This window comes from Halobellus clavatus (genome assembly GCF_900107195.1).
In the GTDB taxonomy this organism is placed as follows: domain Archaea; phylum Halobacteriota; class Halobacteria; order Halobacteriales; family Haloferacaceae; genus Haloquadratum; species Haloquadratum clavatum.
The window spans coordinates 427,921-449,767 of the sequence record NZ_FNPB01000001.1 but is presented as its reverse complement, the minus strand read 5'-3'; the positions used below and the strand labels follow the sequence as shown (position 1 = coordinate 449,767).

The 21,847-nt window shown below is 66.8% G+C and carries 26 protein-coding genes and 2 tRNA genes; 21 read left to right on the top strand and 7 right to left on the bottom strand.

Translation table 11 applies throughout. The features are described 5' to 3' along the window. Window positions 1-68: 68 nt before the first annotated feature. Window positions 69-141: transfer RNA gene (locus tag BLU74_RS02275), tRNA-Asn, on the bottom strand. A 144-nt stretch (window positions 142-285) separates the two neighbouring features. Between BLU74_RS02275 and cca the strand changes: the two genes are divergently transcribed. The 4 genes from cca to BLU74_RS02255 all read left to right on the top strand — a co-directional run bounded on the left by cca (window position 286) and on the right by BLU74_RS02255 (window position 4,720). Then, a complete protein-coding gene (gene cca, locus BLU74_RS02270; RefSeq protein WP_089764688.1) occupies window positions 286-1,662 on the top strand; it encodes a CCA tRNA nucleotidyltransferase in 1,377 nt (458 codons plus the stop codon). A gap of 47 nt (window positions 1,663-1,709) precedes the next feature. Next, window positions 1,710-3,206, top strand: a complete 1,497-nt coding sequence (locus BLU74_RS02265) for an APC family permease (RefSeq protein WP_089764686.1) — start codon at window positions 1,710-1,712, stop codon at window positions 3,204-3,206. A gap of 66 nt (window positions 3,207-3,272) precedes the next feature. Then, on the top strand, window positions 3,273-3,992 hold the full coding sequence (locus BLU74_RS02260; protein ID WP_089764684.1) for a universal stress protein UspA: 720 nt from the start codon (window positions 3,273-3,275) through the stop codon (window positions 3,990-3,992). Then, window positions 3,989-4,720 carry a universal stress protein gene (locus tag BLU74_RS02255; protein WP_089764682.1) on the top strand — a complete coding sequence of 244 codons (732 nt, stop codon included), beginning with the start codon at window positions 3,989-3,991 and terminating at the stop codon, window positions 4,718-4,720. The genes BLU74_RS02260 and BLU74_RS02255 overlap by 4 nt, the downstream gene beginning before the upstream one ends. Before the next feature lie 75 nt (window positions 4,721-4,795). Here the strand turns inward: BLU74_RS02255 and BLU74_RS02250 are convergent, their stop codons facing one another. The 4 genes from BLU74_RS02250 to BLU74_RS02235 all read right to left on the bottom strand — a co-directional run bounded on the left by BLU74_RS02250 (window position 4,796) and on the right by BLU74_RS02235 (window position 8,582). Beyond that, complete coding sequence (locus BLU74_RS02250; RefSeq protein ID WP_089764679.1) at window positions 4,796-5,812, bottom strand: histone deacetylase family protein; 1,017 nt, start codon at window positions 5,810-5,812, stop codon at window positions 4,796-4,798. 2 nt (window positions 5,813-5,814) lie between these two features. Continuing rightward, window positions 5,815-6,246, bottom strand: a complete 432-nt coding sequence (locus BLU74_RS19440) for a histone family protein (RefSeq protein ID WP_089764677.1) — start codon at window positions 6,244-6,246, stop codon at window positions 5,815-5,817. Between the two features lie 111 nt (window positions 6,247-6,357). Beyond that, complete coding sequence (locus BLU74_RS02240; RefSeq protein ID WP_089764674.1) at window positions 6,358-7,854, bottom strand: single-stranded DNA binding protein; 1,497 nt, start codon at window positions 7,852-7,854, stop codon at window positions 6,358-6,360. Between the two features lie 239 nt (window positions 7,855-8,093). Further along, window positions 8,094-8,582, bottom strand: coding sequence for a hypothetical protein (locus BLU74_RS02235; protein ID WP_089764672.1), 489 nt, complete (start codon window positions 8,580-8,582; stop codon window positions 8,094-8,096). A gap of 139 nt (window positions 8,583-8,721) precedes the next feature. Between BLU74_RS02235 and BLU74_RS02230 the strand changes: the two genes are divergently transcribed. Both BLU74_RS02230 and BLU74_RS02225 read left to right on the top strand, forming a co-directional pair. Continuing rightward, window positions 8,722-8,794, top strand: a tRNA-Arg gene (locus BLU74_RS02230). Between the two features lie 325 nt (window positions 8,795-9,119). Continuing rightward, window positions 9,120-9,566, top strand: coding sequence for a pentapeptide repeat-containing protein (locus BLU74_RS02225; protein ID WP_217635325.1), 447 nt, complete (start codon window positions 9,120-9,122; stop codon window positions 9,564-9,566). A 144-nt stretch (window positions 9,567-9,710) separates the two neighbouring features. Here BLU74_RS02225 and BLU74_RS02220 read toward each other — a convergent pair whose 3' ends face one another. Beyond that, window positions 9,711-9,938, bottom strand: a complete 228-nt coding sequence (locus BLU74_RS02220) for a DUF7564 family protein (protein ID WP_089764668.1) — start codon at window positions 9,936-9,938, stop codon at window positions 9,711-9,713. Between the two features lie 136 nt (window positions 9,939-10,074). Between BLU74_RS02220 and BLU74_RS02215 the strand changes: the two genes are divergently transcribed. Genes BLU74_RS02215 through BLU74_RS02205 form a run of 3 tightly spaced genes read left to right on the top strand, consistent with a single transcriptional unit; the run spans window position 10,075 to window position 11,349 of the window. Beyond that, window positions 10,075-10,719: a DUF309 domain-containing protein gene (locus BLU74_RS02215; protein ID WP_089764666.1), complete on the top strand. Its 645-nt coding sequence runs from the start codon at window positions 10,075-10,077 to the stop codon at window positions 10,717-10,719. A 52-nt stretch (window positions 10,720-10,771) separates the two neighbouring features. Beyond that, a complete protein-coding gene (locus BLU74_RS02210; RefSeq protein ID WP_089764664.1) occupies window positions 10,772-11,056 on the top strand; it encodes a hypothetical protein in 285 nt (94 codons plus the stop codon). Next, window positions 11,053-11,349, top strand: a complete 297-nt coding sequence (locus BLU74_RS02205) for a hypothetical protein (protein ID WP_089764662.1) — start codon at window positions 11,053-11,055, stop codon at window positions 11,347-11,349. Before BLU74_RS02210 ends, BLU74_RS02205 begins: the two co-directional genes overlap by 4 nt. A gap of 54 nt (window positions 11,350-11,403) precedes the next feature. On the opposite strand, the gene azf is transcribed toward BLU74_RS02205, so the two are convergent. After that, window positions 11,404-12,192 carry an NAD-dependent glucose-6-phosphate dehydrogenase Azf gene (gene azf / locus BLU74_RS02200; RefSeq protein WP_089764659.1) on the bottom strand — a complete coding sequence of 263 codons (789 nt, stop codon included), beginning with the start codon at window positions 12,190-12,192 and terminating at the stop codon, window positions 11,404-11,406. 134 nt (window positions 12,193-12,326) lie between these two features. On the opposite strand from azf, the gene BLU74_RS02195 reads away from it, so the two are divergent. The 12 genes from BLU74_RS02195 (at window position 12,327) to BLU74_RS02145 (ending at window position 21,845) form a co-directional block, all read left to right on the top strand. After that, window positions 12,327-12,671, top strand: a complete 345-nt coding sequence (locus BLU74_RS02195) for a dihydroneopterin aldolase family protein (protein ID WP_089764657.1) — start codon at window positions 12,327-12,329, stop codon at window positions 12,669-12,671. 81 nt (window positions 12,672-12,752) lie between these two features. Beyond that, window positions 12,753-13,205 (top strand): DUF5790 family protein, encoded by a 453-nt coding sequence (locus BLU74_RS02190; RefSeq protein ID WP_089764654.1) that lies wholly within the window; start codon window positions 12,753-12,755, stop codon window positions 13,203-13,205. Between the two features lie 137 nt (window positions 13,206-13,342). Then, the gene (locus BLU74_RS02185; RefSeq protein ID WP_089764652.1) at window positions 13,343-14,107 is read left to right on the top strand and encodes a helix-hairpin-helix domain-containing protein; all 765 of its coding nucleotides are present in this window, start codon (window positions 13,343-13,345) and stop codon (window positions 14,105-14,107) included. A gap of 18 nt (window positions 14,108-14,125) precedes the next feature. After that, a complete protein-coding gene (locus BLU74_RS02180) occupies window positions 14,126-15,058 on the top strand; it encodes an aminotransferase class IV (RefSeq protein ID WP_089764650.1) in 933 nt (310 codons plus the stop codon). Between the two features lie 82 nt (window positions 15,059-15,140). Next, window positions 15,141-15,551 carry a Rieske (2Fe-2S) protein gene (locus BLU74_RS02175; RefSeq protein WP_089764647.1) on the top strand — a complete coding sequence of 137 codons (411 nt, stop codon included), beginning with the start codon at window positions 15,141-15,143 and terminating at the stop codon, window positions 15,549-15,551. Between the two features lie 394 nt (window positions 15,552-15,945). After that, the gene (locus BLU74_RS02170) at window positions 15,946-16,464 is read left to right on the top strand and encodes a DUF8009 family protein (protein WP_245705700.1); all 519 of its coding nucleotides are present in this window, start codon (window positions 15,946-15,948) and stop codon (window positions 16,462-16,464) included. Between the two features lie 54 nt (window positions 16,465-16,518). Then, on the top strand, window positions 16,519-17,181 hold the full coding sequence (locus BLU74_RS02165) for a DUF6517 family protein (RefSeq protein WP_089764645.1): 663 nt from the start codon (window positions 16,519-16,521) through the stop codon (window positions 17,179-17,181). 84 nt (window positions 17,182-17,265) lie between these two features. Next, a complete protein-coding gene (locus BLU74_RS18755) occupies window positions 17,266-17,430 on the top strand; it encodes a hypothetical protein (protein ID WP_175454537.1) in 165 nt (54 codons plus the stop codon). Next, entirely contained in the window at window positions 17,427-18,425 is a 999-nt protein-coding gene (corA, locus tag BLU74_RS02160) for a magnesium/cobalt transporter CorA (RefSeq protein ID WP_089764643.1), read from the top strand. The genes BLU74_RS18755 and corA overlap by 4 nt, the downstream gene beginning before the upstream one ends. Window positions 18,426-18,611: 186 nt before the next feature. Continuing rightward, a complete protein-coding gene (locus tag BLU74_RS02155; RefSeq protein WP_175454536.1) occupies window positions 18,612-20,051 on the top strand; it encodes an ABC transporter substrate-binding protein in 1,440 nt (479 codons plus the stop codon). Window positions 20,052-20,074: 23 nt separating this feature from the next. Beyond that, window positions 20,075-20,968: a carbohydrate ABC transporter permease gene (locus tag BLU74_RS02150; RefSeq protein WP_089764640.1), complete on the top strand. Its 894-nt coding sequence runs from the start codon at window positions 20,075-20,077 to the stop codon at window positions 20,966-20,968. Between the two features lies 1 nt (window position 20,969). Further along, window positions 20,970-21,845, top strand: a complete 876-nt coding sequence (locus tag BLU74_RS02145; protein ID WP_089764637.1) for a carbohydrate ABC transporter permease — start codon at window positions 20,970-20,972, stop codon at window positions 21,843-21,845. Window positions 21,846-21,847 lie beyond the last annotated feature (2 nt).

Here is a 21,847-nt window from a genome sequence, read left to right as displayed (position 1 = left end):
CGGTATATGTGTACGACCTCGGGGGTGGGTATCCACGGGTGCGACACATCGCGAGAGAGAAGGGGCCACGCCGTCGCCAGGGCTCGAACCTGGGACCACCTCGTTAACAGCGAGGTGCTCTACCAACTGAGCTACGACGGCTCACTGCGTGCACACGTTCGTAGACCGAGGTACTATGATAAGGATTTCGTTTTCACCGCACGGTGACGGGCCACACCGGCCTCTCCCCCCCTCGGCCGCCGGACCGACACCCTTTCGCCGCCGCCCCGCGAAGCCGCGACAACGATGGCCGACGCCGAGGACCGCCGCCGGGTGATCGAGACCGTTCGCGATCGCGTCACGCCCGACGCCGCCGAGCGCGCGGCGATGCGGGACGCGGTGGCGGCGCTCACCGCGCGGGTCGAGGCCGAACTCGACTCGCTGTCCGTGGACGCCGACATCGTCCAGGTCGGCTCGACCGCCCGGGGCACGTGGCTCGCGGGCGACCGCGACATCGATCTGTTCGTCCGCTTCCCGCCCTCGATCGAACGCGACACCTTGGAGCGCTACGGCCTCGAGATCGGGAACGCCGTCCTGCCGGACGGCCACGAGGAGTACGCCGAGCACCCCTACGTCACTGGCGAGTTCGAGGGCTTCGACGTCGACCTCGTGCCCTGTTACGACGTCGACGACGGGGCGTCGCTCCAGTCGGCGGTCGACCGGACGCCGCACCACAACGCCTACCTCCGGGAGCGGATCGACGACGACCTCGCAAGCGAGGTCCGCGTGTTCAAGCAGTTTCTCAAGGGGATCGGCGCCTACGGCAGCGACCTCAGAACGCGGGGGTTCTCGGGCTACCTCGCCGAACTGCTCGTCCTCGAAGCCGGCGGGTTCGAGGCCCTCCTCGAATCGGCCGCCGACTGGCACCCGCCCGTCGCGTTCGATCCCGAAGCCCACGGGAGCACCGACCACGACGACCCGCTTGTGGTGGTCGATCCCACCGACGCGGACCGGAACGTCGCCGCGGTCTGCGCGGCCGAGAACGTTGCTCGCCTCCAGCACTACGCACGGGCGTTCCTCGACGCGCCGAGTGAGGGGTTGTTCGAGCCGCGATCGCCAGAACCGCTGGACGCCGACGCCGTGCGGGCGCACATCGAGCGCCGCGGTACGGTCCCCGTCGCGATCGTGTTCGACGCTCCCGACCTCGTCGACGACCAGCTCTATCCCCAACTCGAGAAGTCGCTGTCGGGCGTCCGCGATGCGCTCGACCGACGCGGCTTCGGACCGATCCGCGCGACGACGTTCGCCGACGACCGGGCCGTCCTGTTCGTCGAACTGGCCCACCGTTCGCTGCCGGCGATCGAGCGCCACGACGGCCCGCCTGTCCACGTCCGGCAGCACGCCGAAGGCTTCTTCGAGGCCTACGCCGGGCAGGCCGACGATGCGGAAACGGCACCGTACGGGCCGTTCCTCGCAGGCGACCGGTACGTCGTCGAGCGCCAGCGCGACTTCACCGACGCGGTCGACTTTCTGGAGTCCGAGGAACTGTTCGGGGTCGGTCTCGGCGCACAGATCGAGACCGCACTGGAAGACGACTATGCGGTCTTGGTCGGCGAGGAGGTTGCCGAGCTTGCGCCGGCGTTCGGCTCCTCGCTCGCGACGTATTTCGACCCTCGACCCTGAACGGACGAGACGCAGTTATTTAGCCGTCGCCTGCATTGGAGGATGCGATGGGATCGGAGACCGAGACGCAACTCGAGCGGACGCTCGGCCTGACAGAGGCATTGATGATCGGTATCGGGACGATGGTCGGCGCCGGCATCTTCGTCCTCCCGGGCGCGGCGGCGGCGCTATCTGGTCCCGCATCGGCCATCGCGTTCGTCCTCGCGGGCGGGATCGCGATGCTGACCGCACTGTCGGCCAGCGAACTGGCGACGGCGATGCCGGCTTCCGGCGGGCCCTATCACTTCATCAACAAGGGGCTCGGCCCCCTCTTCGGATCGATCGCCGGCCTCGGTAACTGGCTCGGGCTGGCGTTCGCCACGGCGTTCTACGCCGTCGGCTTCGGGAACTACGTCGATCCGCTGATGGCGAGCCTGGAGTTGAACCTCGGCATCGTCGCTGCGGTCCCTCTCTCGGGGCCACAGATCGGCGGCCTCGCCGCCGCCGCCGCGTTCATCGTGGTCAACTACCTCAGCACGGACGGGACCGGGGATCTCCAGAACGTCATCGTCATCGTCCTGCTCGTCATTCTGGGGGCGTTCATCGCGCTGGGGGCGACGCAGGCCCGGCCGGCGGAACTACTGCCGTTCTTCCCGCAGGGGTCCGGTCCGGGTTCGATTCTCCCGACGACCGCGCTGGTGTTCGTCTCGTATCTGGGGTTCGCTCAGGTGGCCACGGTCGCCGGTGAAATCAAAGCCCCCGGCAAGAACCTCCCGCGGGCGATGGTCGGCGGCGTCCTGCTGGTGACGCTCATCTACGCGGCGTCGATCCTCATCCTGCTCGGCGTCGTCCCGCTCGATCAGGTCGCAGGCGAGGGGACGGCGATCGCGATCGGCGCGGAGGCGATCTTCGGCGGCTTCGGGATCGGACTCATCGGCGTCGGGCTGCTGACGTTCGGTGGGCTGCTGGCGACAGCGTCGTCGGCTAACGCGTCGGTCCTGTCGGCCTCTCGGATCAACTACGCAATGGGTCGAGACGGCCTGATGGACAAGCGACTCTCGAAGATCCACGACCGATTCAACACGCCGTACCGCTCGATCGCGCTGACCGGGGGGCTCATTCTGCTCTTCATCGTCGCCGGGCAGGTCAACGCGCTGGCGAAGGCCGGGAGCGTGCTCCACCTGCTCGTCTACGGGCTGTTGAACGTCTCGCTCATCGTGATGCGCGAGACCGAGGCGATGGGCTACGATCCGGAGTTCGAGTTGCCCGGCTACCCGGTCGTCCCGGCGCTCGGCGCGCTGCTGTCGTTCGCCCTCATCGGATTCATGGATCTGCAACAGATCCTGCTCGCGGGCACGCTCGTCGTTGCCGGGATCGTCTGGTACTTCGTCTACGTCCGCAAGCGCGTCGAAGACACCAGTGCGCTGGCGCAATACCGCTCACCGCCAGCCGTCGAGGTTGAGGTCGCGGTCGATTTCGACGTCGGCCCGGACGACATCCCGGCGGAGGACATCCCGGCGGACGACAGCACGACGGCCGGCCACGGGGGTGGTGCTAATGACTGATTCCGCGGCGGCGGCACCTTCGATCTCGCACAGGCTGACGACTGCGACCGACGGAGGATCCGACGTATGATCGAAAATCCGACACTGCTCGTCCCGGTAGACGTATCGGCGCAAGAGGATCCGTCGCTGGATCTCATCGAGGTGCTACGGCCGCTCCGGGTCGTCGTCCTCGGGTACTACCCCGTCCCGGACCAGACGGCCCCGCAGCAGATCCGCGACGAGTACGAACAGGAAGCGAAAGACGACCTGGAGACTATCGTTCAGCAGTTCGCCGGCAGCGACGCCGACGTCCAATCGGTGCTCGTGTTCACTCGCGACAGCGCGCAGTCGATCGACCGCGTCGCCAACGAGTACGACTGCGATTCGGTACTCGTCTCCGGAGTCACCGGCGAGATCGCGCGCGTCCTGGTCTCGCTGAAAGACGAACAGAATATGTTCCGCGTTCTGGGCGTCGTCGAGTCCCTGATGGCGTCCAACGATCTCGAAGTGACGCTCTACCACGCCGAGAGTATCGAAAAGGGGAGTGCCAAGTCGGAACTGTACCTCCGCGGGGCGACCGACTGGCTGACCGAACGGGGCCTCGACCGCGAGGCCATCTCCTGGGAGGAACCGACCGCCGAGACTCAGGAGAGCGCGCTGCTCGACCTGGCTGAATCGCACGACCTCGTCGTGACGGGCGAGTACGAACCCGATATTCGCGAGCGCGTCGTCGGCACGGTTCCGGACCGCATCCACGACCGTACCGGACGTCCGGTGGTCGTCGTCCGCAAGGAGCGATCCGTATGAGTGACACTGCCCTCACGGTGCTGGTTCCGGTCGACGTCTCGTCGGAGGAGCGCCCGGACCCGGACCTCCTGGACTTGCTCCGGCCGGCGAGGATCGTCCTGGTCGGTTGGTACCCCGTTCCCGATCAGGTCACCCCGGAGCAGATGCGAGACGAGTACGAGTCCGACGCGGTCGAGCGCATCGAGGACGTCGCCGCAGACTTCCCCGCTGAGACCGACGTCGAGACGCTCGTGGTGTTCACGCCCGACCGCTCGACGACCATCGACCGCGTCGCCGACGACTACCACGCGGCGGTCGTCGTCGTTCCCCGGGACGTGCGCCCCGTCGAACGGGTGCTGGTGCCCATCCGCGGCGACGCGAACATCGACCGCATCCTCGCTGTCGTCGGGACGCTCTTAGAAGAGAGCGAGGCGACGGTGACGCTGTTTCACGCCGTCCCGTCCGGCGACGAAGACGTCTCGGTCGGGCGCACGCTGCTCGACGGCGCGGTCGATCATCTGGTCGACGCGGGTGTCGCCGCCGACCGCGTCGATACCGCGGTCGTCGAGAGCGAGTCGCCCGCAGACGACATCATCGACGCCGCGGCGAACCACGACGTCCTCGTCATCGGCGAGACCGAGCCGTCGCTGATCGAGCACATCCTCGGCGACGTGCCGACGCGGGTGGTCCAGAACGTCGATCGCCCGGTGCTGGTCGTTCGCAACACCGACTCCAGCGATTCGGAGTGACGCGGTTCCGCGACGGCTCAGGACGTGTATCGATCGCGGGGTGCGTACGCTGCCGGGACGGATCCCCTCGTCAACTCACCCGTCGATGTCGTGCGCCTCGCGGACGTCCTCGACGAGTCGTTCGGTTTGCGCTTCTGGATCGTCGTCTGGCTCCATCGCCTCCCGCCCGTCGAACGTCTCGTGGACGATCGCGACGCCCTCAGAGAGCGTGTCGAGTCCGTAGCCGCCTTCGAGCACGAACGCGAGGCCCGCGTCGACGTCGTCGGCGAGCGAGCGAACGCGGTCGGTCAGGAGCGCGTACCCCTCCGTCGAGACGCGCATCCGCGAAATGGGATCGTGGCGGTGCGCGTCGAACCCGGCGCTGACGATGAAGAGATCAGGATCGTAGCGCTCGACCACCGGTCGGAGGAGTTCCTCGACGACCAGCAGATAGTCCGCGTCGCCGGCCCCGGCTGCGAGGGGCACGTTCAGCGTCGAGCCCTCGCCGTCGCCGAGGCCGGTCTCGTCGACCTCGCCGGTTCCGGGGTAGAGCCCCTCCTCGTGGAGCGACGCGTAGAGGACGTCGCCCTGCTCGTAGAAGATGTCCTGTGTGCCGTTGCCGTGGTGGACGTCCCAGTCGAAGATGACCGCCCGGTCGACGTCGGCCTCGGGGTCGTCGAGGAGCGTCTGGGCGGCGACGGCCGCGTTGTTGATGAAACAGAACCCCATCGCGTCGTCCGCGACGGCGTGATGCCCTGGCGGCCGGCCGATCGAAAACGGCGTGTCCCGACCGTCGGCTCCCGAGACTGCCGCCTCGGCGGCCCACTGCGCGAGACCCGCAGAGGTGAGTGCGGCGTCCCAGGTGTCTCCGGAGGCGACGGTGTCGGGATCCCAGTTGCCGCCGCCGTCCTCGCAGAACTCGCGGATCTCCGCGACGTAGTCGTCTTCGTGGACGGACGCGACCGACTCGTCGGTCGCAGCGTCGGCCTCGACGTACTCGACGCCGTGACGCTTCGCGAGCGCGCGCTTGATCGCCCGGAGTCGATCGGCCGTCTCGGGGTGGCGCTCACCGGTGTCGTGTGCGAGACAGGTCTCGCTGTAGCCGAACTGCATCGCTACTCGAAGAGCGCGAAGTACGTCTCGATGTCTTCGGCCTGGACCGTCCGCCGGTCCGCGTGTCGGGCGAGCGTCGCGGCCGCGCTCGCGACGTTATCGGCGTAGTCCTCGAGGATATCCGCCAGTGCGATTCTGGCGTCCATCGAGACGCGGAAGCGGTCGTCGATCTTCAGGCGGGCGATACGGTCGATCGGTGCGATCGGCAGTTCGAGGTCGCGTCGGCTCACGACCTGTTGGACGTCGAAGTCCTCGGCCATCAGCGTCTTGCGACCGTCGGCAGCCGCTCGTTCGGCGGCGTCGACGGCGAGCGTCGCCCCGTGTTCTTGAACGCGGCGAGCGAGCTCCTCTGCAGCCCCAGAGCTGACCCGGAGGTCGCCGGCTCTCCGTCGGATGATATCGTCCACGGGGGCGAACGGCAACTCGACACTCATTACCACTATATCCTGTTCGACCGGCGTATAATCCTTTCCGTAGCGCTACTGTGAGGCCCGCTGCCTCCGCGAACGCCCAGGCACCCGTTCAGCCGAGGCGATCGGCGCCGCTCAGTTCGCCCGCTCGACGTCGGTGGCGCTGATGGTTCCGTCGTCGACAGGCCCGCTGACGGTCACTTCCTCGCCCAGCCGCAGCGACTCGTCGGTCTCGACGCTCCGGGTCTCGGTCCCGTCGTCGAGGACGACCGGACTGCCCGCCTGAACGACGGTGCCCGTGAACGTCTCCGTGGCCGGTTCCCCGTCGGTGCCCTCGTGCTCTGCGCGCTCTGTCACCGCTGCGGCCGCGCTCCCGCCGGATCTGGCACTCCCGTCCGCGCCCGACCCCTCGGCGCTCGATTTCGCTCCGGCGTCTTCGGGGTCGTCCCCGTCCGCGAACGCACCCAGTCCGGTCGACTGGGCGTCGCCGGTGCTCGCTTCGCCGCCAGCGTCCGGCCCGCCGGCGGGCGCGTCGTCCATCACGCTGACCGCCGATTGCCACCCGGCGGAGGCCTCGAGGTCGTCCTGCCAGCCGTCTTGGATCTCGGCGTCGGTGACGACGACGTAGTCCGCGAGGTCGACGTCGAGATCGGCCTTGTCGCCCCACAGCGCGACCCGGATGTCCCCCGTCTCGTCTTTGATCCTGACGTTTCTGACCTGTCCCTCGGAGCCGTCGTCGCGGTCGAACGTCCGCTTGGGGTCGGTCTCGATGACGCCGCCGGCGATGTCGGCGGTCTCGCCCAGTTCGAGCGCTCCGATGTCGGTCGTCTCGGGAACGTACTCGACGTCTTCGTCCACCGCGTCGACCGCGCCTCGGTTCCCGACGTGGAGTTCGAGGGTCCCGTCTCGCTCGCGGACGTAGCCGTCGACGACCTCGACGGACTCGCCGGACTCGAACTCGGTCGCGAGATCGGCCTTCTCGTCCCACAGCGTCACCCGGATCCGGCCGGTCGGATCGCCGAGCGTCAGGTTCGACACGCGGCCCTCGGAGCCGTCGTCGCGGTCGAACGTCCGCACGCTGTCGGTGCTGAGGACGCGCCCGACGAGGTTCACGTCCGAGAGTCCGAGCGCGAGATCCTCGACCCGGTAGGTGTCTTGGGTGTCCACGTCGACCTCGGCGTCCGGCGCGGGTTCGACCTTGTCGACGTCGACCTCGACGCCGTTGTAGCCGTCTTTCGGGCGGCCGGCGACCCGGAGCACTTGTCCGGCCTCCAGGCGCTCGACAGCGTCTTCGGCCATATCGTCCCACATCGCGATCCGGATGCGCCCCGACTCGTCGGCGACCTCGACGTTCACGACCCGTCCGTCGTCGTCCTCGCCGTCGCGGTCGAACGTCCGCAGTTCCCCGATCTGCATCACCTTCGCGAGGAACTTCACGTCGTCCATCCCCGGCGCGATGTCGGCGATTCCCTCGACTTCCTCGTCGCGGAGTTCGTGGGCGATGAGCATCGCGGCGGTCTCCTCGTCGGCGAGGCCCCCCATCTGTTCGACTTTGTCCTCGACGGCGGCCTCGAACTCCTCGAAGTCCACGTCGGTCTCGAGGTCCTCGTACACCTCCTCGATGGCGCCCATCTACGCGACACCCCCCCGGTGACCCGCGGGTGCGAATGAGAACCCGGCGGGTCGAGCGAATACGGCCACAGGCATATCCACAGCCAAGGCAGGCCGCCGCTTAAGCGTTGTCTTGTCGCTGGTCGCGCTGTCTACGATACGGGCGGTCTCACCCCGCTGTCCGGCGGTTCGGCCCTCAGTTCGTCGTCGAGACACGACGGCTGTGGTCCCGTCCTCGGATATGAACCTCCGGCTTCCAGTCACCGCGTCACGTCTACGACGACGCGTCGCCCCTCCACGTCGTCGTGGACGACTTCGAGTCCAGTCAGTGTCGCGCCCCCGGTGTCGACTCGGGCCTGGTAACCGAGGTTCACGAGCGCCTCGGTGCAGGCCTCGTCATCCTCGCGCTCTTCGATGCTGGCCACGGTGACGGTCGCCACGTCGGTTTCGGCATCGAGGGTCACGTCCCGCAACCGCGGGACCGTGCACCCGTTCTTGCCGACGACACAGCCACGGACCGTGGCCGATCCGGTTCCGAGATCGACTGTCGCCTCACCGGGATTCGGGCACTCCTCGCGCGGGATGAGGCTCCCGCTCACGAGACCCGCGGTCTCGTCCGTCTCGTCGGTCGTATCGGTCGTCGTCGGGGCGTCTGTCGCGTCTGCCCCGCTGCCGGAACTCCCGGTACACCCGGCCAGTATCGAGGTGAGTCCGACGGCGACGCCCGTGAGGACCGCTCGGCGGCGCATATGTATGCCGACGACGCTCGTACAAAAAGCGCTACCGGAGGCTCAAACACCCCCTTGTGCTTCGGGTCCCGTGCGTGTCGGTGTCGCGGCCTGTCCGCATCGTAACCCTGATAAGTGAACCCGCAGTACGGGAGAGTGAGTCCTGATAGGGTAGTGGACTATCCTCTTGGCTTGCGGAGCCAGGGACCGGAGTTCAAATCTCCGTCAGGACGTTTCTGCGAGACGCTACACGACGAGCGCAGCGAGGAGTCTACGTCTCGCAGAACGCCAAAGAGGAGATTTGAGCAGCGAGCGACTGGCAGGAGCGAGTGAGTTCAAATCTCCGTCAGGACGCTCACTTCATTCGAGAACTGACTCGCCAGCCGTTGCTGACGAGTCAGTCCACACATTCCGTTCACGTCTCGACGGGCCCACGCTCGCGCTGCTCGCGTGGACTCCGTCAGGACTCGATCACGGCTCTCCAGCCACCCACGATCCGAGTCTCCGGCGGCGACAAGCGGGAGAGCATACTTACTTCGTTCCACCGTAATGCCGGGTATGAGCGATGGCCCGTACCGTATCCCCAACGACGATGCGGTTACAGCCGACGCTATCCGGCCCAACGCTGACCTCCGCGACGCCGACCTCTCCGAGGCCGACCTGTTCCGTGCGACGCTCTCGGACGCGGACCTGAAACGCGCCGATCTCTCCGGAGCGGACCTCCGCGAGGCTCAGCTCTCGCGGGCGGACTTGCGGGACGCCGACCTCGCTGCAGCGACCCTCTTTGGGATTACCGTAGCAGGGCTCAATCTGCGTCGGACTGACCTCTCGGGGGCTGATCTTCGTGGTGCTGACCTCTCGGACGCAGACCTGTACGGTGCGGACCTTTCGCGGGCGGATCTCCGCGGGGCTGATCTCAGCGGGGCGGACCTACGAGAGGCTGTCCTCTCGGAGACACGTGTATCTGAAGCCGCTATCGCCCGTGCACGACTGTCTGAGGACTGATCGCCTCTCAGTTCGCTCAGTCGCCCCGAACACTATCCTGACTGGAAGGGATCTCTCGACCGAGTCACCGAGCAGCCCAACGCTCGACACAGCACCGGCTCAGCATCAAAAAAAAAGCAGTGTGTGAGTTCGCCGTCCAGACCGTCACTCGTCGCGCTCATCGTACCGCGGGGGAGCGTCGGCCTCCGCGTCGTCGCGGTGCCGAACCGACGGTTTCGTCCGGCCGCCGAGCCGTCGCGGTCCGGCGTCCTCTCGGCCGTCGGCCTCGGCGGCCCACGCCTCGTGGCACTCGGGGCAGTAGTTCCCCTGGTAGCCGGTCGGGCGGACGAACTCCGTACCGCAGTCGAGGCAGGTCACGTGCGAGCGGGTCATCGTCTCTGGGGCGGGGTGGGGGCACGGTCAGTCATTGGCTGTTCATCCGCATAGAGGGCCTGCACGCGGATAAGTCCGTCACCGCTCACACCGACGGGACGCCGGGTATTTACTTCCGCGTCGCCGACGAGCGTCCGTGCAGGGCGCCCTCCGAATCGGCACCGCCGCGTTCAACGCCGGCGACCACCGCGCCGCGCACGAGGCCTGGGAGGAGCCGTGGCTCGCGCTCGAATCCGGAACGGCTGACGAGCGCCTGCTCCACGGCCTCATCCAGTACGCCGCCGCGACGCATCACGCCCGACTGCGCAACTGGAGCGGCGCACGACGACTCGCCGCGAGTGCCGCGGCGTACCTTTCGGCCCTCGACGACGGATATCGGGAGATGAACGTCGCCGCTGTCCGGACGCACCTCCGCCGTCTCGCGGCCGACCCCGAATTCGCCGAGCGCCGCCGGCCGCTCTCGCTCCAGCACGACGGAGCCGCCCTCACCCCGGCAGATCTGTCGTTCGAGCAGCTCGCATCGGTCGCGACACTCCTCGCTGAGGAGTACGAGGCCTTCGATGCGACGGTCGTCGACGACGCGATCCGGTACGCGCGTGGCGAACTCGGCGACGACGACTCGCCACCGGAGGTAACCGCGACTCGCTCGCGCGGGTTCGTCGGGATGCTGTTCGACTTCGCCGACACCCGCGACGGGCGGGCAGTCGTCTACGATCGGCTCTCGAGGCACGTCGAGCGCCGGCGGAGTCGTGAGCGCGACGTCGACGGCCTGTTCGAGTGAGCACAGCGGACAAAACACTGATACGAATTCCGCTGCGTACGTCCAGTCGGCTATGGTGATCCAAGACGACATCAAAGACGCGCTCGACGAGGGTCGGAGTGAACTCGTTCGTGTTCTCGCCACGAACCGGGCCCTTCCGACCGTCGTGGCGGAATCGTCCGGCTCGGATCTCCTCGGATCCTCGACACCCACGTTCCGCATCGAGACGCCCGACGGAACGAGCGTCGCCGATCGACAGACGCGCTCGCAGGTCGTCGACGCGCTCGAACTCCGGTCGGAAGACGACTGCGAGGCCATACGGGAGGAAATTCGAGGACACGACGCCTGGGACGCGTGAACTACTCGGAGGCGTTCGAAGACGACCTCGTCGACCTCGAGCGCGCGGTCATCGAATCGGCCCGCAGCGATGGTGACGAGCCGGCGACGCCGGACGACCGCTATCTCATCGCTGCGCTCGATCACCTGTTGAACACCTACCCCGTCTCGGAGGCCCGACTCCTGGGGCACATCGAAGAGGTCCGGCGGATCTACGAGACGCGCCGAACCGAGAGCACCGCGAGCAAACACGTGGCGACGGTCCACGAGGCGTTCCTCGCCGAGGTGTGCGCGGACTACGACCCCACGTACTGACCTGACTCCGGCCGCCTCGTGGCGCAGGCGAGTCTCACTCGCACGTCAGACGCCTCACCGCTCGCCGTCGACGTGGTCGTCGCCGTCCCACTCGGCGGAGTTGTCCTGGGGATCGTAGCCGAGCGCCTCTCTCGCACCCTCGATCGAGTAGTACTTCCGGTCGTTGTCGGAGATGCCGTAGATCGTCTCGTAGTCGTAGTCGGCCAGGAGACACCGCTCGAAGAGGTGCGCGCAGTCGCGATACGAGAGCCACATCGCCTGCCCGCGCTCGTAGTCGATCGGCGGGTGACCCTCGGTGAGGTTCCCGATCCGGACGTTCACGACCGAGAGGCCGTGGTGATCGTGGTAGTATCGCCCGAGTACCTCGCCCGTGGCCTTGCTCACGCCGTAGAGGTTGGTCGGTCGCGGCGGCTCCGTCCCGTCGAGCCGGTAATCGTCGTCGGGGCGGTACAGGTCCGGGGTCCGCGACTCCGTCTCGTACGCGCCGACGGCGTGGTTCGAGGAGGCGAACGCGAACTTCTCGACGCCCGCCTCGACGGCGGCCTCGAACATCGTCTGCGTCCCGTCGATGTTGTTCTGGAGGACGCTGTCCCAGGGCGCTTCCGGACGCGGGTCGCCCGCCAGATGGACCACGGCCCGACAGCCGTCGATCGCCTCCCGGACGTCGTCCGCGTCGGTGACGTCCCCGATGTAGATGTCGTCCGCGTCGATACCCTCCGGGCGCTTCGACGACGACATCGGCGCGCGGTCCAGCAACCGCCACTCGTAGTCCGTCCCGATGTGCCGGAGGATGGCCTGCCCGACCCGTCCGACCGCCCCCGTCAGGAGAACCGGTTCGTCCATTCAGCCCACTCTCCGCACAGGGAGGCCAAGAAACGTCCGATTCGTCCCTGCAGTACGACAACACGACGCAGTCGGAGCCGCTCCGCGCATCCCTCGACAGAAACGTCCTTTGGCACTGCGGACGAGAGACGAGTATGCCGACTGACGCCGAGCGCGCGTGCTTCGAGGCCGGAATCAAGTTCGGATCGCTCTATCACCAGTTCGCGGGGACGCCCGTCAGCCCCGACAGCGCCGAGAGCCTGGGGCAGGCGATGGAGGAAGCGATCGAGAACCAACCCCACTGCGTCGACGTCACGGTCGACGTGCGGACCGATCGGATCGCCGACGAACTCGCCGCACAGTCGGCGGACTACACCGAACTCACGGGTCGGTTCCTGGACGTCGAGATGCGCATCCAGTACGCGGGCGTGACCGTCCGGACGGCGATGGAGATGGAGGACGACTACCCGTTGATGAAACTCCTCACCGTCGAGGAGTGAGGACCGACCCGTCGGTCTCGCGGGAATTTCACTTTCACTTTCGGGCGTGTTTTTAACCCCTCTGCCTCCGAATCAAGTTGTATGAGCAGTCAGAGCACGCTCGCGGACGACGACCTGTTCGGCGAGGCCGCCGCGGAGATGCGCGAAGAGGTGGAGGCCCACCTCGAGGACGCCGAAGCCGCGCTCCCAGATCCCGACGACGTGTGGGACGCCGACGCGGACAACGTCCTCGGCGTCCTCAACGCGCTCAAATCGACCCTCGACGTCGGCGACGCGGCCGAACACCTCCGCCAGGCGAAAAAGACGTTCATCGTCGGCCAGCGTGCCGAGGCGTTCGACGATCCGGAGTCGCTGGAAGCCCGACTCGAATCGGTCGAGGCGCTGCTCGGTTCGATCGAGGAGGCCGGCGACCTCGTCGGCGACCTCACCGGGACGATGCCCCAACTCCGGAGCCAACTCCAGGACGCCGCCGACGCGGCGGACGACGATTCGCCGACCGACGCGGACGCCGCGGAAGCCGACGCGGAGTCGTAAGCGATCCCAGACCCGCTGTTCACGCTCGGAGCGGGGCACGACGCCACCTCCGGCACCAGTCGCACCCTCGAATCGCGCGTGCGTTCACCCGACGACGCAGGGGCTTTTAACTATTCGACGACCGTACGCGCAAATCGATGAGTATCCTCGACACGATTCTGTCGTCGTTGCGATCGCTGATTGGCGGCGGGACCGACCAGTCGGAATCCTCCGCTGCGGCCGGCTCCCAGTCGACGGGAACCGTATCCGTCGAGCGTGAATCGGACGTCGACACGGACCGCTCGGCGGCCGACGCCTCGACCGAGGCGGCCGTCAAAGGCACCGACGACGCTGCTGTCGGCGATTCCGAGACGACGGCATCGGACGACGCCGCAGTGTCAGCCGATTCCGCGGCGTCCGACGACGCGGCCGCCGCCGGGAGCGACGCGTCGGCCTCCTCGGAGACGCTCGTCGACGAGGAAGCCGGGAAAGAGCCGGCTGAGGTCGTCGAGACCGCCGACGAGGGCGACGAGAGCGTCGACGACATCCCCGACGCCGACGATGCCGACGACGCCGAGACGAGAGACGACGCGGTCGCCGCCGGAAGCGACGCGTCGGCATCGACGGAGACGCTCGTCGACGAGGAAACCGGGAAAGAGCCCGGCGAGACCGTCGCGCAACCGGAGGCTCCCGAAACAGACGAAGCCGCCGACGAGTCCGACGAATCCGCTGAGGGCCCCGGCTCCGAGTCCGTCGAGACGGTCAAGGGAATCGGTCCGGCCTACGGCGAACGCCTCGCGGGCATCGGCATCGAGACGGTCGCCGACCTGGCGGCCGCCGACGCCGCCGACGTCTCCGAGGGAATCAACGTCTCAGAGTCGCGCGTCGGGACCTGGATCGAGCGCGCGAACGAGCAGTCCTGAGGCCACGGTTTCCACCATATGTCCGACCGTCAGTACCACGTCGACGGCGACCTCGTCCCCGTCGACGAGGCGACCGTGAGCGTCCGTGATCGGGGATTTATGTACGGCGACGCGGTCTTCGAGACGCTCCGGGCGTACGGCGGCGAGGTATTCCGCTGGGCGGCCCACGCCGAGCGCCTCGCCAACTCCGCAGCGGCGATTTCGCTCGATCACGGGCTCACGCACGACGAGTTACAGCGGCGGATCGCGGAGACGCTCCGCGCGAACGACCTCCGGGACGCCTACGTGAAACTCTCGATCACGCGCGGCGTCCAGCCGGGCAAACTCACGCCGGGGACCGACGTCGATCCGACTGTCGTGATCCAGGTGAAACCGCTTCCGCGCGGCGGCGTCGCGGCCGACCCGATCTGGGACGCCCCGGCGACGCTCCAGACGGTGAAGACGCGCCGGATTCCCGACGCCGCGCTCCCGTCTCGCGCGAAGACGCACAACTACCTCAACGGGATCCTCGCCCGTCTCGAACTCCGGGTCTCCGACGCCGACGAGGCAGTGATGCTCGACGGCGACGGGCACCTCGCCGAGGGCGCGACGAGCAACCTCTTCTTCGTCGACGGCGAGGCACTCTGTACCCCGAGTCTCGACGGCCCCGTCCTTCCGGGAATCACTCGCGAGGAGGTCATCGACATCGCCGGCGAGGAGGGGATTCCGGTCAACGAGGGCTCGTTCACGCTGGACGACCTCCGGGGCGCAGAAGAGGCGTTCGTCACGAACACGACCTGGGAGGTCCGTCCCGTGGAAAGCGTCGACGGGATCGACGTCGGGGGCGGTCCGCTCACGACGCTGTTTCAGCGCGTCTACGACGCACGTGTCGAACGCGAGTTCTACGACGGCGAACGGCTCTCCGACGACGGCGAGCGGGCCGGAGCCGCGGACGAGGACGACACCGCCTGAATCGGGAACGAGGGACCGAGACCTGCCCGTGGCGTCCGGCTCGAACCGTTACGCTTGAACCGCACTGGTCCTCAGCGCCGATATGGACGAGGATCGACGTATCGCCGCCGCCGATGCAGTCGCCGCCGACGAGACGTTCGTGTTCACCGCCGAGCGGGGGTTCGAGACCACCGAAGGGATTCTCACGCGAGACGACGACGGCGCGGTCGTCGCGTACACGAACTACTGCCCACACTGGCGGGACGTCCGCTTCGACAAAGGGTCGGGTGCGCTCGTCAGAAACGGCGAACTCGTCTGCGGGAAACACGGTGCGACGTTCGAGAAGACCGGCGGCCGCTGCAACTTCGGGCCTTGCGAAGGGGCCGTCCTCGATACCTTCGAGGTGACCGTCGAAGACGGGGCGGTGTACCTCACCGACGACGACTGGGACAGCGCCGAGCCGGGCCTCTCGGCGGAGCGCGACCTCTCCTCGGGTAGCCGGATCGACTTCTGACCGGCGGCAGGGGGCGGGTTCCGAGGCTGGACCGGCCTGAACGCGGCCTCGTCGCGACGGAGGCACCGGTTCGGACGGCGACGCCTCTCAGCGCCGTGGCGCGTTCCGCGACTGCCCGTCCGCCACCTGAACTACTGAAACCCGATGCCGGCGGTGGGATCGACGACCGTCGGATTCGATCCGAGCTGGCGCCGCAACTGTGCACGCTGGCCCCGCATCCACGATAAAAGTTAACACACTTCACCACATACGAGAGACGTGATGAGCAGTCGACGGTCCTTCGTCTGTCAGGAGTGCGGTTCCCGTGTGTCTCCCGGATCTTTCCGTGCGAGGTGTCCCGAGTGCGACGGCGAACTCGGCCCCGTCACGACAGCCACCGAATACGCCGAGTGAGATGGTCGCGGGCGACAACGGGGGCGCGGATTCGACGCCCGAGAAGGACGAGCGCCCCGACGCGGACGCGACGAGTCCGACTCGCATCAGGTCGCTGGCAGTGACGACCACTGACGTCGTGGACGCCCTGGAAGCGCGAGTCCGCCGACAGCGACGGATCGTCCTTCGGGTGACGCCGCCGTTCTCCGGGCGGATGCGAGCCAGAATCCACGATGCGGGCGTCGTCGACGAAGCCGATACCGAAGCGGGCGCCGACCACGACGCCGGCCATTCGGCTGCGAGTCCCCTCTCTCTCCCGCCGGAGCGATTCGTCGACGCGCCGCCGGCGTACCCGACTGTCGACGAGACGGAAGACGAACTGCGAGCGTCGGCGACGACGTACACCCGTGAGCGACACCAGAACCGGCACCGCGAAGCCGTCGAAGCGTGGCGCGAGGCGGTCCGCGAACGGCTGGTCGATTCGGTCACGATCCCGACCGAGACGGGGCCGCACACGATCACGGTATCGTACCTCTCCTAGCGAGCCGCCCCGGCCCCGGGCTTTAAGCGGCCCTGGAGAAAAGACCGTCCGACTATGTTCTCTGACCGTCGCACGCTGGCCACCGTCGCGCTCGCACTCCTGTTGCTGATGAGCGGTTGCCTGGGTTTCGTCACCGGCGACGAACCGCTCACGCTCACCGCCGAACCGGCCGCCGTCGCCGACTCGACCGCACAGGACGCGGGGTACACCACGAACGGAACGCAGCCACTCGCGTTCAACCGCACCGTCGAGGTCGCCGGCCAGGAGCGTCGCGTCGAAGCGACGAACTACGTCACGCCGTACACGAAGAGTATGGAGGTCGGAGCGCTCGGTGAGACCGACGTCGGCCTCTTCACCGTCGTCTCGACGCCCGCGGCCGACGTCGCCGGACAGACGCTCAACCCGATCGGACAGTTCTCCAACGAGCGGCTGGTCCAGTTCGTCCAGCAGCAGTACTCCGATCTGAACGACCTCGAGCGCGTCAGCGCACAGAACATCACCGTGCAGGGGACCGAGACGCGTGTGACGAAGTTCAGCGGCACGGCGACGATCCAGGGTCAGGAGATCGACGTGTACGTCCACGTGACGAAGTACCGCAACGGCGACGACTACATCCTCGGTGTGGGCGTGTACCCGCAGCGACTCGACGGTGAGGAGGAGCACGTCCTCGCGATGCTGCGCGCGATCGAGCACCCCGTCGAGGCGGAGTCCGTCTGAACGCCCGCGAGGCACGGCTCGCTTCGCTGGCCCGGGGCCCGCAGTGCGAACAACGCTTTTGTGTTCACTCGGTGAGTGTGCGGTATGCCACGAACCCGGCTCGTCGGGGTCGCGCTGACCGCCCTCGCCGTCGTCGGCTACGCGATCGGCATCGCCGCCCCGTATCCTGGCCGATCGAGTACGATCGTCGGCGTGATGGTCGGCGTGACGCTGTATGCGATCGGGTACGGCGGGGGTGAGTCGACGTGATCTCTGCGATCGTCTACGACGTTGGTCACGTCGAGCACTTCACGATCGACAGCGAGGCCGATCTCACCGCGGCCCGGGAGGCCCCCGGCACGACCTGGGTCCGGGTGAGTGCGCCCACGCTCGACGAACAGCGACAGATCGCCGACGCGTTCGGACTCCACCCGCTCGAACTGGAGGACATCCGCGACGACGTCCGACCGAAGACCGAGGAGTTCGACGGACACACGTTCGTCCTCGTGAAGACCGTCGCGTTAGAGCGCGGCGAGACGACCTTCGAGGAGGAGGTACGGACCCAGCCCGTTGGGCTCTTCGTCGGTGATGACTGGCTCGTGACGGTCTCAATCGAAGACGAGCGAATCCCAGCGGTCTCGGACGTCTGGCAGTCCGTCGAGAACCAGGAGGGCCGGACGCTGAAACAGGGGCCCGACTTCGCGGCGTACCGCGTGATCGACCGTGTCGTCTCGGAGTATTTCGCTCTCTTGGACACCGTCGGCGACACCATCGAAGAGATCGAGGAACTGATCCTCTCGACGCCCGACGAGACGCTCATTGAGGACCTCAACGCCGTCCGCCGAGATCTGCTCTCCTTCCGGAAGGTCGTCTGGCCGATGCGGGAAGCGGTCGGGACGCTCGCCCGCGGGGACGCCGAGGGCGTGCGCGAGACGACTGAGAAGTACTACCGCGACGTCTACGACCATCTGGTCGAGATCGTCGACCTCACTGAGACCTACCGCGACCTCACGCGGGGGACGCGAGACATCTACCTCAACGTGGTCTCTCAGTCGACAAACGAGGTGATGAAACGCCTCACAGTCGTCGCGACGATCTTCATCCCGCTGACCTTCGTCGTCGGCGTCTACGGGATGAACTTCGGGGACCACGCGACCAATCTTCCGGAACTGACGTGGCCCTACGCCTACCCCGCCGTCGTCGTCGGGATGGCGCTCGTCACCGGCATCCTGCTCGTCTACTTCAGGACCGAAGGGTGGATCTGATACCGACGGCCGGCCCCGTCCGCGGCCGCCGTCCCGCCGCGTCACGACCGCCGACGCTCGGTCCCCGTCCGACCGCTATATAGTCCTCTGTCCGGTACGTTCCGCCTTCGAGCGGTACGTCTCGAACGGAGCTATAAATATAAAAAATATTATGATTTATGGGTTCACCGACTCCCACTTCGGGTGATGGCCGGACGATCGGACACAGAACCCACTCGTGTATCGCGTCGGAAACTCATCGTCTCGTCGGGTGCGGCCGGCGTCACAGCGCTCGCCGGGTGCAGTTCCGGTGGCAGCGGAAACAACGAAATCGACGGCGACGGCGGCGACTCCGATACCGGAACGACTGTCGGCAGTACCGGGAGCAACACGGTGTCGATCGAGTTCTGGCACATCTTCGGTGGCGAACTCGGCTCGACGCTGGAGCAGTTCGCCACGGAGTTCTCAGAGCAGACCGACGGCGTGTCGGTGTCGGCGGTCAACAACGGCGGCTATCGGCAGAACCTCAATCAGTCCCTGCAGGCCTCCCGCGCCGGCGACCCGCCGGGAATCGCACAGATCTTCGAGATCGGGACGCGACTCGCACTCGACAGCGGAGCGTTCACCCCGGTCACACAGATCCTCCCCGAAGCGGAAATGAACCTCGACGACTTCCTCCCGTCGGTGCTCAACTACTACCGGATCGACGGCGAGCTGAACTCGATGCCGTTCAACTCCTCGAACACGATTATGCTCTACAACAAGACGGCGTTCGAGGAGGCGGGACTCGATCCCGAGAGCCCGCCGCGAAGCCTCTCGGGCGTCCGCGACGCCGCCCAGACGATCGTCGACGAGACCGATATGGAGCAGGGCATCACCTGGCCGAACCACACCTGGATGCAGATCGAACAGCAGTTCGCCAAGCAGGACCAGGTGCTCGTCAACAACGAGAACGGCCGTGCAGGCCGACCCGACTCGACGTTCTTCAACAGCGAAGCGGGGCGCAACATCTACACCTGGTGGCAGCAGATGGCCGAAGAGGGACTCTACCTGAATCCGGGCATCGAGGCCTGGAGTGAGGCGCGACAGGCGTTCCTCACCCAGAAGGTCCCGATGCTGTGGGACTCGACGTCGAACATCGTCTCGATGCAGGCCGGCGCACAGGAGAACGGCTTCGAACTCGGCTCGGCGTACCTGCCGACGCCCGACGGCGACAACACTGGCGTCGTCATCGGCGGGGGGTCGCTGTGGGTCCCGTCGGCGCTATCGGACGAAAAGAAGGATGCAGCGGGCCGGTTCCTCGCGTACCTCACCCAGACCGAACAACAGACGCGGTGGCACCGCAACAGCGGCTACTTCCCGGTCAGACAGAGCGCGATCGACCAGCTCCAATCCGACGGCTGGTTCGAGGAGAATCCCAACTTCAGCACGGCCTTCGAGCAGTTGCAGGATACCGAGGACACGCCCGCGACCCGCGGCGCCGTGATGGGCGTCTTCCCCGAGGCCCGCTCGATCAACGAGGAGGTCTCGGTCAGCATCATCAACGGCAACGTCGGTATCGAGGAGGGACTCTCACGGATGGACTCGCAAGTCGGCGACGCACTCGACAGTTACAGCGGGAACTACAGCGGCAACAGCGAATCCTGATCGCCCCGACCCTCTGCGTGCCTATGGCATCCCAACGCAAACTCTACGACTCCCGTCTGCAGGCCGCCCTACTGCTGTTGCCGACGTTCGTCGTTCTCACGGCGTTCCTGTACTATCCGGGACTGGCGACGTTCCGGCTCAGCCTCTATGAGACGCTGTTCCTCGGCCAGCAGACTGCCTGGAACGGGCTCGGGAACTTCGTCGCGCTCGCGACGTCGCCGGCGTACCGCAACAGCTTCGTGCTCTCGGTCGTCTTCGCGGCCGTCGTCGTTCTCGGGACGCTGCTCGTCTCGTTGCTGATCGGCTACCTCCTCTTCGACGTCGGGACGCGCTCTTCGCTGTATCTGGTCGCGGCCATCTGGCCGTACGCCCTGCCGCCGGCGGTGGCGGCGATCCTCCTGAGTTTCCTCTTACACCCCAACCTCGGCATCGTCACCCACTACCTCGAACTGGTGACGCCCTGGACGCTGGATTGGTTCAACGACGGCCCCCAGGCGCTCGCAGTGCTCGCCATCATCGCGGTCTGGAAGCAACTCGGGTACAACATCATCTTCGTCGTCGCGGCGCTGAACAACATCCCGCAGACGCTGACCGAGAACGCGCGACTCGACGGCGTCGGGCGACTCCGGATGCTCTGGCGAGTGTACGTGCCGCTGATCTCGCCGACGCTCCTGTTCTTAGTCGTGATGAACACGATCTACGCGTTCTTCTCGACGTTCCCGCTCGTCGACCTGCTGACCAGCGGCGGTCCCAGCGGGTGGACGAACCTCCTGATCTTCAAACTGTACCGCGACGCGTTCGAGTTCAGCAACCTCGGGTCGGCCTCGGCGCAGTCGGTCGTCCTGTTCGTGCTCGTCGCGGTGCTGATGTACGTCCAGATCAGGGTCACCGACGGATACGCTCAGTACGGAGCCTAAGATGGCCACGCAAACAGACACCTCGACGACGACCACGACCGAAACGCTTCGCCCCACCCGGTGGCTCCCCGAAGACCTCTGGGTCCACGCCGCGCTCGTCGGGTCGATCTTCCTGATGGCGATGCCGCTCCTCCTGGCGATGATTATGAGCACGCAGACGACCTCGGAGGTCTACGAGGTGACGAATCTCGGCATCGGGAGTCAGGGCCTCGCGAACTACTGGACCGCGCTGACGGAGTACAACTTTGCCACCTACCTGTTCAACTCGGCGGCGATGAGCCTCGTGATCGTCGTCGGGAAAGTGTCGCTGTCGCTGCTCGCGGCGCTGGCACTCGTCTACTACGAACTGCCCTACGAACGGGGAATCTTTATGTTCATTCTCCTCACGCTCCTGCTACCGGTCCCCGTTCGGATCGTGCCGCTGTTTCAGTTGCTGGCCGACCTCGGGTGGACGAACACGCTACTCGCGCTCACGGGGCCGTACATCGCCAGTGCGACGGCCGTGTTCCTCCTCCGACAGCACTTTATGTCGATCCCGGCGTCGCTCGTCGAGACTGCACGGCTCGATGGGGTCGGGCCGCTCCGATTCCTGTTCCGCGTGCTGATCCCGATGTCGCGCGGGATGATCGCCGGCGTCTGCGTGATCACGTACATCTACGCGTGGAACCAGTTCCTCTGGCCGCTCGTGGCTGTCACCGACAAGAGCAGCCAGGTGGTCCAGGTCGGGATCCGCTACATCCAGGGCTCCGCACAGGCGGGGCTGACCCGCTGGGGCCTGATTATGGCGGCCGCGATCATCGCATTGCTGCCGCCGCTTCTCGTCCTCGTTGCGTTGCACCGTCCCCTGCTGAAGACGTTCGCGATCCAACAGAAGTGACA